The sequence below is a fragment of the Prosthecobacter sp. genome (assembly GCF_029946185.1).
GTDB lineage: Bacteria > Verrucomicrobiota > Verrucomicrobiia > Verrucomicrobiales > Verrucomicrobiaceae > Prosthecobacter.
Window position 1 is genome coordinate 1 of sequence record NZ_JAQSEA010000299.1, and the last position, 11,068, is coordinate 11,068.

Here is an 11,068-nt window from a genome sequence, read left to right on the forward strand (position 1 = left end):
CAAGTCCTAGCGCAGGGTCTCCGGACCATGCGCTTTTTGATGCGTGCTGTTTGTCTGGAGTTGCCGCAGGGCTTCTGCCAAAAAAGGCACTGCAAGTCCTTTAAGCGCGCCCGAGCGACGGCCCAGTGCTGCTGCCGACATGGAGGCCATCCGCTGCGGTGCCCTGCCGGATCATCGCGAGACCGATGGTCAGGCCGGAAGCGGGGTGTTTTGCCACGCTGGTGATCTTGCCGACGAGTTTCTCATGCCAGAGTTCGTCTCCCACATTCACCACGCCGTCAGATTCAAACGCGATCATCTCACGCGGCATCTTGCCGGTCGTCTTGATGCGGGAGAGCACCTCCTGGCCGATGTAGCAGCCTTTGGCAAAATCCATCGCCTTGCCTTCCAAGCCCGCTTCGGGCGGGAAGGTCTCGGCATTCAGTTCGTGCGGCCAGCGCGGCACTTTTTGCAGGATGCGCCAGGTTTCCAGATCCTCTGCATTCAAAAGGGCGCGTGAATCGAGCGTGGGTGCTTCTGCGGCTGCAGGCAGCCACAGATCAAGACCTGCCACGCCATAGCGCGTGGAGCTCAGGAGGTGACTTGGGTGCTCCTGCGCGCCGATGCTGGCAGGAGTACTTGCGCCACCCCACACGTGCCAGAGCTGCCATTCCTCGGTCACATCGGTCAGCTCCACGTCATCGGCCACAATGTAGCGCTCCAGCCGCATTCCCAGTGTCTCGCGCAGGTCCGCTTCGGCATCCAGCAGCAGCATGTCTCCCTGCGCATGGATCAAGACATCACCCGCCATGCGGCCCTTCACATCCGTCACACAGGCGTAGAGTGTCTCGGTCGTTTTGACCCGCCGCACGTCATTGGTCACCTGACCGTTCAGATAGCGCACCCGGTCAGCTCCGGTGAGGCGGAGCTTGGCGCGGGAGGAAAGATTCACGGCGGCACCGTGGGTGGAGATCTGCTGGAAAAACTCGGCGGTCATTCCCCATGAATGGGCAGACCACGCGGTGTCGCAAGCTGGCAAAGTCGAGGGATTGCATTGACTCGACTCGGTGGCACGACAGAGTCGGCCCCCTCTTCATGCGCTCTCTTCTCCTACTCTTCTCTTCCGTATTCTTTACCGGCCTGCTTCCGCAGGCTTCAGCCCAGGCTCCCGTCACGGCTCCGGCCCCCGCAGCAGCTGCATCAGCCCCCGCAGCCACGGCCGCAGGGAATAAGATCCGCGTCGTCACCCGCAATCTGGAACCCTTCTCCTTTGATAAAGAAGGCCGCCGCGTGGGCTATGCGGCTGAGCTGTGGGACCAGCTCGCCCGTGAGACGAAGCTGGACTACGATGTCACGGTGGTGAACAGCGCGGCGGAGATCATCGAAGCGCTGAAAAACAAAACGGCGGACGTGGGAGTGGGCGCCATCAGCGTCACGGCCAAGCGCGAAGAGGTGATCGACTTCACGCAGCCCTTCTATGAGTCTGGCTTGCAGGTACTGGTCAATGGCGGCAGCGGCAGCTTTGCTGACAGCATCTTTTCCCTCATCGGCAATCTCTTCAACATCGAGCTCATCGGCGCTTTCGCCCTGCTCATGGTGGCGATGTTCATCATCTCCCACCTCGTCTGGCGCTTTGAGCATCCGTTGAACGGGGACCAATGGCCGGAAGATTACAAAAAGGGCATGCATGAGTCCTTCTGGTGGACGATCAGCACGCTGCTCGTCGGCGGCGCTGACAACAAAGGCCCCGTTGGCGTCGGTGGTCGTATCGTGGCTGTCGTCTGGATGCTTCTGAGCATCGTGCTGGTCTCCTTGCTCACGGCTTCCTTCACCACCACCCTGACCGTCAACACCCTCAAGGGCGACATCAATGGTCCTAGCGATCTGCCCGGCCGCAAAGTCGCCACCATCAAAGGCAGCACCACGGAAACCTGGCTCACCGCCAAAGGCGCGAAGGTGGTGCCCCTGGCGAATGTGACGGAATGCGTCCTCTCCCTCAAGAAGGGCGATGTGGATGCTGTGGTGTATGATGCGCCGGTGCTTCAATACGAAGCCGGCAAGCTCAACGACGAGAAGCTGCAGATGGTCGGTCGTGTGTTCGAAACTCAGAACTACTCATTCGCCCTTCAGCAGGACAGCACTCTGCGTGAGAGCCTGAATCAGGCTCTTCTTAAACTGACCGAGGAGGGCGTCGGCAACGAACTGCGCAAAAAGTACTTCGGCGAAGACAAGTAAGCGCTGCGTAGTTTTCTAAATCCACGAAAGAGCGACGGCTTAAAGCTGTCGCTCTTTTGCTGTCTGCGTAGCAGAGTGTGCGATGTAGCCACGTTCGCCAGAGCGTGGTTATTCTTCGCAAGCGCCCATGCCATCCGCATTCTGGCGAATGCAGCTGCTGCTGGCACGCCATGGGGCAGATCAAGCTGCTTGCCATCTCGGCCTTTCGCAGACATGAAGCATCGCGCACCGCATGTCTGCCACTCCTTCATCCACTCCTGGCATCTTCGCCACCATCGTGGCGGTGTTTCGGCAGAATCGTGTGCCGTGCCTCGTGCTGAATGTGTTCGCTTTGGCCCTCGTGGTCAGTTACTACCAAGTGCCGGCGTTGGCGGGTTTTTGGGAGTCGCTGGGCGCGTTCAAGACGCATTGGTCCTTCGCTTTCTCCTGCGTCTCCACCCTGTTCGCTGCAGTGATCATGCCCACCGGCATTCAATGGATCATGGGAACGCTGCCACGGGAGGGGTGGGGCAGACGTCTCGTTCTGCTCATGCTGTTCTGGGGTTATCGTGGCATGGAGATCGATCTGTTCTACCGCTTACAGACCTGGTTGTTTGGGGATGGGCACGATCCCTCCACGTTGGTGAAAAAGGTGCTGGTGGACCAGTTCATCATGAGCCCGGTCTGGTTTGTGCCTACCTATGTCATCGCTCTGAGATGGGTGGAACTGGGTGGCTCATGGAAACGCACGCGCCCAACCTTGAACCGCGAATTTTGGACGCGCACCTGCCCCACGGTGCTCATCACGAACTGGCTGGTGTGGATTCCTGCGCTTGCGCTGGTTTACAGTCTGCCTGCGGCGCTGCAGTTCCCGCTGTTCTCTGTGGTGATGTGCTTTTTCATCCTTGTGGTGACGGTGATGACGCAGAGGAGAGCAGAGATTGAGTCGTGATAGTTCTGCGGTGCTTCAGTTCAGTCAGAATCAAGCGGACTTGCCAGGGTGAGAACGCAGCAACTCAATGAGCTCCATGAGTTCGTCTTCGCTGATGTCCACAAAGGAGTCGCGGGATCGAATGGCAGCGATGATGTCCTCGTGCGTGGGCAATGAGTCATCCTCCGGCGGGGCTGAGTGCGGCCTTTGGGTGCGGCGGTTGATGGCATTGGGATAACGCCGCCAGCGGAAGGCGTAGTTGATGAGCACGGCCAGCAGGACCATGACGACGGCATTGGTGAGCACCGGAAACAGCACGAAGCCAAAGCCGAGCTGATGGATGGCGCTGCTCCCCATCACGGCAGTGAAGGCGGTGGCGCCGCCGGGCGGGTGAATGCATTTGAGCTGCTGCATGGCCCCGATGGCGAGACCGACCGCACAGGCTGCGGCGAGGGCGGGGTGATGGATGTATTGCGCACAGGCGACACCAATGAATGCGGAGATGCCATGCCCGGCGATGACCGGCCAAGGCTGTGAAAGCTGACCGTGCGGGACGCCAAAGAGCAGCACAGCGCTGGCCCCCATGGAGGTGATCAGGGCTGCCGCACCGCCCACGGGGAGGGCGTAGGTGGAGATGGCGATCAATGCCAAAATGGCGAGTCCGCCGCCCAAGGTTGACACCGCTTTTTCCGTCATGCTGACTTCGATCAGCTCAATGCCGAGCCATTTGCGCAGGGTGGGGATGGGCACGTGCAGGGAAATGGATTATTTTGTCGTGTGAGCAGTACTGTCTTCGTCGGGAAATTCGGCGAGGTAGCAAGGCGGGCTGGCATAGCGCAGGGGCTCGACTTCTTCTTTCTCCAAGACTTCCAGCTCTTCCGCTTTTGCCAGCAGGGGCAGCCAGGCAAGCAGCGCGTCCGTGTTTGCCGCAGCGCTTTTCTCCTCGTCCTGAGGCGCACCCATGGAGGAAAGCTGCGTCATCGGGAAGGGGCGGTTGAAGATTGATCGGGTGCCGTGAGGCCAGAACTGGAGGCTGCGAACCAGCGGTGACGGTTCCACCACAGGCCGGCGATGAGCGCGCCAATGGCATAGACAGCGACATCTGCCGGGTCTCCCGCTGCGTGCGTGAGTTTGGGGATGACCCATTCGAACAGCAGCGACCAGAAGATGAGGTGCCCTGCGATCTCGCCTGGCTGGGGTGGCGCATCCTGTGGACGCAGCCCGAGGCGGTGGTGCAGCCAGAGCACTGGCGGCAGCGCGCAGGGGATCAGCCACAGGTCATTGAAATGAAACATCATGAACCCCGGCAATGAATGCGGTTTGATGAGGCAGCGGTTGATGCCGTAGGCCACGCATGCGGTCAGAAACAACGGATCTCGGAAGTAGTGGAAACGTGGCATCTCAGCAGAGTGCATAAATGATGCCGGCAGCACTGGCGGCGATGAAGAGCTTGATCAGCAATATTTTGATGATGAACAGCATGGTGGAGGCGGCGGTGTATCAGCCCTTGGGTTGGACGGTTTCTTCGTGATGGAGCCGCAGGCGGGCTGAGAGAATGGCGGCGCGGCCAAGATAACCGATCACTTGAGTGGGAGCAACGGGATCGACTACGGGAAGGCGGCCGATGTCGTGATGCAGCATCTTGGTAAGTGCGGCATGCAGATTTGAGTGGACTGGCATTGAGGGATTAAATATCGTGATGCGATATATGTCAAACTGGCAGGGCAGTCCAGGCCCGGAAAATGCTACACTTGCTCCCATCTCCATGCGCAAATCGATCTCCAAATCTCAATATGAAAACCTGGCGGCGTTTCGCTTCGCGCTGCGGAAATTTTTGCGTTTCAGTGAAGATGCAGCGGGTATTGCGGGCATCACGCCGCAGCAGCATCAGGCGCTGCTGGCCATCAAGGGATTTCCCGGTCGCGACCACGTTACGGTGGGGGAGCTGGCGGAACGGCTGCAGATCAAACACCACAGCGCCGTCGGTTTAATCGACCGTCTGGTGCTGGAGGATCTGGTGGAACGCGATGCCTCAGCGGAGGACCGGCGGCAGGTGATTATTCAGCTCACCTCCCATGGGGAAGGCATGCTGGAAGGGCTGTCTTCCTTGCACCGGGAACAACTGCGTCTGATTGGGCCGGAGTTGAGCGCACTGCTCCAGCGTCTCGGGCAGGGGGATGCTATATCCGAGGAAAGAACGAGGCTGACAAAGAGTTGAATTTGTGAATAATTTTCGATGAATGGAGAACAAAGCGTCGTTCAATATGCCAGTGGAGTCGAAGTATCGGCTGCCAATTTCGCCGTTTTGGCTGGATTTGCTCCTTGTTTCCGTGGCAAGCCGCTTACTTCTTGAGATGAACGTCGGTGCTGGAGGGCTGTCTGTAAGGATGTTGCGGGAAGAGCCTATGATCTGGCTGACTTCTCAATTGGTACTCTACACAAGTCATCTCTTTGCAGCCTACATCTTGATGCCGACTTTTGTTCGGCACAATTATCCGAAAGCGACACTCTTGTGGGGTTCGTTGATTGCCTGGCTTTTGCTCCCGCCGATGATGCCGACTTCGGTTAATTAAAAGCGTTTCCAATCAGGAGCCCTGGCCAAGATCGTCCTGCGCGATTTGGAGAAACTGATTCCGCTCAAAAGACGGTCACCCTATTGCGCAAGTCTCAATAATTCTTCATCTCTGCACCCTTTGCTCCTTTGCCTCTCTGCGGCAAAGCGAGCAACACAAGCCTGCGACTGCTACCTCCAAAACTTCTCGATCGCTGCCACGAGGCCGGGGATGCTGTTCTCCTTGGCTTCGACATCGACCTTGAGGCCGCGGGCTTTGATGGCGGCGCTGGTGACGGGGCCGATGCTGGCGATCTTGATGCCTTCGGGCAGGGCGACTTTGAGATTGAGGAAGTGCTCGACGGTGGAGGCACTGGTGAAGGTGATCATGTCGGCGCCTTCGTCTTTCATGCGGGCGAGAGCTTCGAGGTTGTCCTCGGTCTCGGCGATGGTGCGGTAGGCTTCGCATTCATCAACGATGGCTCCCATGCCGGCGAGTTCGTTGGCGATGACTTCGCGCGCTTCCTGGGCGCGGACCCAGAGCACCTTCACGTTGTCCATGTCCTGGTGGTCTTTGAAGGCTTTGACGAGACCTTCGGCGACGTAGTGCTTTTTGTCGGGCATGAGATCGACGGCGAGGTGGCGGGCCTTCACCTTTTCAGCGGTGCCGGGTCCGATGCAGGCGATGCGCACGCCGCCGATGCTGCGGGCGTCGTTGTAGAGCTTGTCAAACATGGTGAAGAAAGCATCCACGCCATTCGGACTGGTGAAGATGATCCAGTCGTAGGTGTGGCAGTCCTGCACGAGTTCGCCGAAGGACATCTGGTCTTCCACGGGGGCGATGCGGATGGTGGGCATTTCGATGACGTTGGCACCGAGCACGGAGAGCTGCTTGCTCAGCACGCTGGCCTGCGCGCGGGTGCGGGTGACGACGACCTTCTTGCCAAACAGCGGGCGGTCTTCAAACCAGTTCAACTGCGGGCGCTCGGTGACGACATCGCCAACGATGGCAACGGCGGGTGCTTTGAAACCTGCTGCCTTCACCTTGGCGGCGATGTCGCTCAGCGTGCCGACGAGGGTCTGCTGGTGGCTGTGCGTGGCCCAGCGCACGAGGGCGACGGGGGTTTCCGGCTTGGCGCCGTGCTTGAGGAATTCGCGGGTGATTTCCTCGATGCGCTCCACGCCCATGAGGAAGACTTTGGTGCCGTCTGCCTGCGCGAGTTTTTCATAATTGAGCGAGGTGTCGGGCTTCGTGGGGTCTTCGTGGCCGGTAAAGATCGTGAGCTGCGAGGCATGCGAACGATGCGTGACGGGAATACCCGCGTAAGCCGGGCCGGCGATGGCGGAGGTGATGCCGGGGACGATCTCAAACTTCACGCCGGCTTCGTAGAGCTCGGCGGCTTCCTCGGCTCCACGGCCGAAGAGCACGGGATCTCCGCCCTTCAGGCGTGTGACGATCTTGCCTTCGGTGGTGAGCTTGACGATGAGTTTATTAATTTCCTCCTGCGAGAGCGTGTGGTCGCCCGCCTTCTTGCCGACGTAGATACTTGCCGCACCGTTCTTGGCGTAGCGCAGGTGCTCGGGGTTGCAGAGGTAGTCGTAAACGAGCACGTCAGCGACCTCGATGCATTCCTTGCCCTTGAGCGTGAGGAGTCCGGGATCGCCGGGACCGGCGCCGACGAGGTAACAAATGCCAGGGGTGGTTTTCTTGGTGGCCATGATGGAAAGGGGGGCGTACAAGGTGTCGAAACCACGACCATTCGCAAGGAAGGATGACAGTTGGTTGTCAGCTGGCATTGATTCGGAGTTTTGCTGCGGAATAGTGGGGCGGGTGCTCCTAGCAGCAACGATAACCCACTCTGCGGACAGGAATGTCCGTAGGACTTTCATTTTCGCGCGCAGGAATGCCTGTGCCACTCTCATTCGTCATGCCCCATACCAACCTCTTTTTGAATCTGCCCCCCTCCTGTGATCCGGCTGAGCCGGTGCTCCTTGCGATCTCGGGGGGGCGGGACTCGGTGGCGCTGCTGCACCTGCTGCGGGAGGCGGGATTTACCCAGCTCATCCTCTGCCATTTGAACCATGGCCTGCGCGGGGATGAATCCATCGGAGATGCGGCTTTCGTGCGGCGGCTGGCGAAAAAGTATGGCCTGAAATGCGAGATCGAGACTGAAGATGTGGCGGCGCTGGCAGAAAAGAGCCGTGTTTCGACCGAGACGGCGGCCCGTGATGCACGGCATGCACTGCTGCTGCGCATGGCTGAGAAGTACGATGTCTGGGTCGTCCTGCTGGCGCACCATGCGGAAGATCAGGCGGAGACCATTTTAGCGAATCTGTGCCGGGGCACGGGGCTGGCTGGCCTGGCGGGCATGCATGCGGTGCAGCGGCTGGACACGGGCCTGCATCTGGTGCGGCCGCTGCTGCACGTGCGGCGCAAGGCGATCGATTCGTATCTCAAATCGAAGCGCTTCAAATTCCGCGAGGATTCCAGCAACACCTCGCCCAAGCACCGGCGCAACCGGCTGCGGCATGAGGCCCTCCCGCTGCTGAACGACATCTTTGCCCGGGACGTTGTGCCGCAGGTCCTGCGGCTCGGTTCATTGGCCGAGCAGGATGATGATGCCCTGCAGCGTCAGGCGCTGGCGTTTCTGACGGCGGAAGGGAGCGTGAAGGAGGACCGTTCGCTGCTGGTCACCCCGGAATTGCTGGCCTTGCATCCGGCGGTGTCGTCACGCGTGTTTGCCGTGTGGCTGCGCGAGGCGTGGGAGCTGCCGGGCATTGAGCATGATGTCATTGAAGCGGCGATGGAGATGCTGGCTCCGGATGGGGCCGCGAAGATCAATCTGCCGGGGGACAAGCACCTGCGCCGCAAGGCGAAGCGCATGTGGGTGGAGTAGAAAGTACTCGTGAGCTTTAGCTCACTCTGAATTCTAGGACGATCACGCGCTGACCAGAGCGAGCTAAAGCTCGCGAGTACTTTATAGATCAACCTTCCAGCGTATGCACGAAGAGTCCGCTGCGCAGCTTGGGCTCAAACCAGGTGCTCTTGGGTGGCATGATCTGGCCGACGTCGGAGATGGCCATGAGCTGCTCGACGGTGGTTGGGTACATGGAGAAGGCCACGGTGTGTTCCTTGGCGTTCACGAGTTTTTCCAGCTCTTCGGGACCACGGATGCCGCCGATGAAGTCGATGCGCTTGCTGGTGCGCGGGTCGTCGATGCCGAGAAGGGGTTTGAGCAGGCGATCCTGCAAGATGCTGACGTCAAGCTGGTCGATGGGGCTGGCGTCCTTGGCGGCTTCCCAGGTGAGCTCATACCACTGGTCCTTGAGGTACATGCAGCACTGGCCGGGCTTGGTGGGGGACTTGAGCGTGGTGGGCTTGATCGTGAAAATCTCGCCCACCTTCTTGAGGAACTCTTCGCGGTCTTGGCAGTTCAGGTCCTTCACCGCACGGTTGTAGGGCAGGATTTTGAGTTCGTTGCCGGGGAAGAGGACGCTGAGGAACCAGTTGTAGTTTTCCTCGCCGGTGTGGCTGGGGTTGGCATCACGGCGCAGCTTGCTGACGCGGAAGGCGCTGGCCGCACGGTGGTGGCCGTCTGCCACATAGGCACAGGGGACCTGGCTCTCAAACAAGCCGGTTAGGGACACGCACAGGCCCAGCGAGATCCGCCAGAGCTGATGCTGCACACCATCAGGCGCAGTGAAGTCGTTGATAGGCTTCTCATCCTTCATGAAGCTCTCGATCAATGCGCTGATGCCCGGCCGCTGGCGGTAGGTGAGGAAGATGGGGCCGGTGTTGGCATTGAGGGAATCGACCAGATTCGTGCGGTCGTCCTCTTTGTCCTGACGGGTCTTTTCGTGCTTCTTGATGATGTCCTTCTCGTAGTCCTCGGTGTGGCAGACGGTGACGAGGCCGGTCTGGCTGTGGCCGGCGATGACCTGACGGTAGAGGTACATGCAGGGCTTGTCCTCGCGCACCAAGATGCCGTCTTTTTGCAGGCGGTCGAAGTTCTCGCGTGCTTTGGCGTAAACAGGGGCGGAATAGGGGTCGATTTCCGCGTCGAGGCCGATCTCCGCGCGGTCCACATGCAGCAGGCTGAAGGGCTTGTCCTTGGCAAGGGCGGCGGCTTCCTCACGGTTCACCACGTCGTACGGGACGGCGGCGACTTCGGAGACGTTTTTCGGGGTGGGGACGAGACCTTTGAATGAACGGATGCGCATGGGGCGGGATAAAGCGAGGGGGGGGCGGTTGTCAATCGCAGAGGATAGCTAGGAAGCCTGGCTTGAATGGAAGTTCGTCAAAGCTGGGCAAGCGCAGACCGGCAGGAGATTGTAAACTGAGAACTGAAAACTTAGAATTGCAAATTGGTCGGCGAGAAAGCCGTTGAGGGGCTCAACTGACTAACTTTCACACCGCACTCTTTGCCGCATTCGCCTCATGATTCTCCCGTGCCGCTTTGCGTGCCGCAGAGACGACATGCGTGCAGGCTTCGATGCAGAGCAGGGGGACGGCGTTGGGGGCGTGATTCGGGCGCGTTTTGTCAGCGGCGGCTCCGGCCATGGGCTGCGTGGCGGTGAGGGGCCAGAGGATGCGGCGGAGGCACTTCGTGTTCGCGCAGGTTTTGCCAATGAGCGCGTGGGCCTGGTCATCGGTGATGGTGTTGACGAAGCGGTACATGCCGGTCTGGCGGCCGAGGAGGTCGCGCAGCGGGACGGCGGTGAGCTTTTCCTGCTCAAGCGCACGCGCCATGCCGATGGCGGCGGGATAGAAGAAATCGAGGGCGAGGCGCAGGTCTTCGAGGGTGGCGAGATCAAGCCGCCAGCCGCGATTCAAGGTGGGGGCGGTGTGCAGGGGGCGGAAGGTGCCGCTGGCGTCGTTTCGGGCGATGAGCAGGGCGTCATTGGCCGTGTGGTAAACTTGTAAATTCTCTGCACCGCGATCTGCGATGTGGCAGAGCGAGTAGGAGCCATCGTGATTGGTGGTGATGACGATCTCGCCGAGTTCATCGAGGCCTGAGTTCAGCCAGTAGGCGAGTGAGGACTTTACCTCGTCGTTCGGCATGCCTTTTTTGTCTTGGACCTGATGCTTGGCGTCGAAGTCGTGCACCTGATCGAGAATGACATCCGCCATGAGGGGCTCGGTGCCGATGGCGCCGCTGTAGTAGATGCTGCGGTCCTGAAGATGGTGCGGGTTTTGATGGAAAACGCCGACCTCGCTGAGTGCGGCACCGACTTCTTCGCGCATGCCGAGGAGCACGGGGATGTCTTGAAAGCTGTGCAGGCCGTCGGCGATGAAGAAGGGGACGACGACGACATTGGGCGCGGTGGTGAGCTTGGCCCATTCGGCGACGAAGGGTGCCTCCTCCATGTAGGCGTCGATGACTTCCGCGAAG

At 59.8% G+C, this 11,068-nt stretch carries 13 protein-coding genes; 5 read left to right on the forward strand and 8 right to left on the reverse strand.

Annotated features, from left to right (window positions below; genetic code table 11):
- Nucleotides 1-100: 100 nt before the first annotated feature.
- Entirely contained in the window at nucleotides 101-976 is an 876-nt protein-coding gene (locus PSV43_RS24465) for a hypothetical protein (protein WP_300203884.1), read from the reverse strand.
- A 98-nt stretch (nucleotides 977-1,074) separates the two neighbouring features.
- On the opposite strand from PSV43_RS24465, the gene PSV43_RS24470 reads away from it, so the two are divergent.
- Entirely contained in the window at nucleotides 1,075-2,214 is a 1,140-nt protein-coding gene (locus PSV43_RS24470; RefSeq protein ID WP_300203886.1) for a transporter substrate-binding domain-containing protein, read from the forward strand.
- 232 nt (nucleotides 2,215-2,446) lie between these two features.
- Nucleotides 2,447-3,145: a hypothetical protein gene (locus tag PSV43_RS24475; RefSeq protein WP_300203888.1), complete on the forward strand. Its 699-nt coding sequence runs from the start codon at nucleotides 2,447-2,449 to the stop codon at nucleotides 3,143-3,145.
- 30 nt (nucleotides 3,146-3,175) lie between these two features.
- On the opposite strand, the gene PSV43_RS24480 is transcribed toward PSV43_RS24475, so the two are convergent.
- The 4 genes from PSV43_RS24480 to PSV43_RS24495 all read right to left on the reverse strand — a co-directional run bounded on the left by PSV43_RS24480 (nucleotide 3,176) and on the right by PSV43_RS24495 (nucleotide 4,804).
- Nucleotides 3,176-3,874 carry an HPP family protein gene (locus PSV43_RS24480; protein WP_300203890.1) on the reverse strand — a complete coding sequence of 233 codons (699 nt, stop codon included), beginning with the start codon at nucleotides 3,872-3,874 and terminating at the stop codon, nucleotides 3,176-3,178.
- 15 nt (nucleotides 3,875-3,889) lie between these two features.
- Nucleotides 3,890-4,087: a hypothetical protein gene (locus PSV43_RS24485; protein ID WP_300203893.1), complete on the reverse strand. Its 198-nt coding sequence runs from the start codon at nucleotides 4,085-4,087 to the stop codon at nucleotides 3,890-3,892.
- A 14-nt stretch (nucleotides 4,088-4,101) separates the two neighbouring features.
- Complete coding sequence (locus PSV43_RS24490) at nucleotides 4,102-4,524, reverse strand: hypothetical protein (RefSeq protein WP_300203896.1); 423 nt, start codon at nucleotides 4,522-4,524, stop codon at nucleotides 4,102-4,104.
- A gap of 100 nt (nucleotides 4,525-4,624) precedes the next feature.
- On the reverse strand, nucleotides 4,625-4,804 hold the full coding sequence (locus tag PSV43_RS24495; RefSeq protein WP_300203899.1) for a hypothetical protein: 180 nt from the start codon (nucleotides 4,802-4,804) through the stop codon (nucleotides 4,625-4,627).
- Nucleotides 4,805-4,889: 85 nt separating this feature from the next.
- Between PSV43_RS24495 and PSV43_RS24500 the strand changes: the two genes are divergently transcribed.
- Together PSV43_RS24500 and PSV43_RS24505 are read left to right on the forward strand one after the other, a co-directional pair.
- Entirely contained in the window at nucleotides 4,890-5,342 is a 453-nt protein-coding gene (locus PSV43_RS24500) for a MarR family transcriptional regulator (protein WP_300203903.1), read from the forward strand.
- A 22-nt stretch (nucleotides 5,343-5,364) separates the two neighbouring features.
- Nucleotides 5,365-5,697 carry a hypothetical protein gene (locus PSV43_RS24505; protein WP_300203906.1) on the forward strand — a complete coding sequence of 111 codons (333 nt, stop codon included), beginning with the start codon at nucleotides 5,365-5,367 and terminating at the stop codon, nucleotides 5,695-5,697.
- A 170-nt stretch (nucleotides 5,698-5,867) separates the two neighbouring features.
- Here PSV43_RS24505 and cobA read toward each other — a convergent pair whose 3' ends face one another.
- The gene (gene cobA, locus PSV43_RS24510; protein WP_300203909.1) at nucleotides 5,868-7,394 is read right to left on the reverse strand and encodes a uroporphyrinogen-III C-methyltransferase; all 1,527 of its coding nucleotides are present in this window, start codon (nucleotides 7,392-7,394) and stop codon (nucleotides 5,868-5,870) included.
- A 209-nt stretch (nucleotides 7,395-7,603) separates the two neighbouring features.
- Between cobA and tilS the strand changes: the two genes are divergently transcribed.
- Nucleotides 7,604-8,572 carry a tRNA lysidine(34) synthetase TilS gene (gene tilS, locus PSV43_RS24515; RefSeq protein ID WP_300203913.1) on the forward strand — a complete coding sequence of 323 codons (969 nt, stop codon included), beginning with the start codon at nucleotides 7,604-7,606 and terminating at the stop codon, nucleotides 8,570-8,572.
- A gap of 88 nt (nucleotides 8,573-8,660) precedes the next feature.
- On the opposite strand, the gene PSV43_RS24520 is transcribed toward tilS, so the two are convergent.
- The gene (locus PSV43_RS24520) at nucleotides 8,661-9,896 is read right to left on the reverse strand and encodes a DUF1015 family protein (RefSeq protein ID WP_300203916.1); all 1,236 of its coding nucleotides are present in this window, start codon (nucleotides 9,894-9,896) and stop codon (nucleotides 8,661-8,663) included.
- Nucleotides 9,897-10,083: 187 nt separating this feature from the next.
- Nucleotides 10,084-11,068 (reverse strand): DR2241 family protein (locus tag PSV43_RS24525; RefSeq protein ID WP_300203920.1); only part of this gene is annotated, 985 nt, incomplete at its 5' end.